2 protein-coding genes are annotated in these 576 nt (G+C 37.8%); one reads left to right on the forward strand and one right to left on the reverse strand.

What is annotated here, in order from left to right; translation table 11 throughout:
• The coding region (locus tag BFL28_RS21630; RefSeq protein ID WP_241527387.1) for a hypothetical protein at positions 1-218 on the reverse strand (218 nt) is incomplete at its 3' end.
• Between BFL28_RS21630 and BFL28_RS21895 the strand changes: the two genes are divergently transcribed.
• Positions 146-343, forward strand: a complete 198-nt coding sequence (locus BFL28_RS21895; RefSeq protein WP_407487745.1) for an HNH endonuclease — start codon at positions 146-148, stop codon at positions 341-343. The two genes, BFL28_RS21630 and BFL28_RS21895, sit on opposite strands and share 73 nt — an antisense overlap.
• Positions 344-576: the final 233 nt, after the last annotated feature.

The raw sequence follows: 576 nt of genomic DNA on the forward strand, positions 1-576 counted from the left end.
CCTTCTGCCCCTCTCGGCTGCTTGCTGCCGCGATGAGCGTGGCGTTTAGCTTTGGATGTAAAACAATCTCCTACAGAAGAAGATGATGAATAGACCAAATGACCATAGAACTGCTCAGAAAAAGCGAAAAATACAAGACTTTTACATGTGTCAGCTATGTGGCTCAGATAAGAATGTACAAGCACATCATATTTTTGAATATGGAAAAGGGGGGCCATCTACACTAGAAGGTATGATTAGCTTATGTCTGGATTGTCATCAAAGAATGATTCATCGAGATAGTAGAATTACAATAGTTAAAAAAGAAAATCGTATAACTACTTTTGGTAAAGGTGGTAAATAGTTCGTTTAATTAACATATGGGGGTTATATGTGTGAGTCATAGACACCCATTATATTGAAATGATGTCTATGAATAATACAACTCATAACATTGATACTATTTTAGAAGAAGATAGCTTGATCAAGATTGTTCAGATTTCTCTTTTTTCTTTTTATATAGCATTTCTATTCGACGGGAGCGTTGATGATCCGGCTGCTGCGCTATCTGGGACTGAGGCCGCGTGCTAATAGACC

This window comes from Sphingomonas turrisvirgatae (genome assembly GCF_001721295.1).
GTDB lineage: Bacteria > Pseudomonadota > Alphaproteobacteria > Sphingomonadales > Sphingomonadaceae > Sphingomonas > Sphingomonas turrisvirgatae.

Coding starts and splice junctions, on each gene's coding strand:
- BFL28_RS21895 (WP_407487745.1), top strand. CDS start 146: ATGTGTCAGCTATGTGGCTCAGATAAGAATGTACAAGCACATCATATT.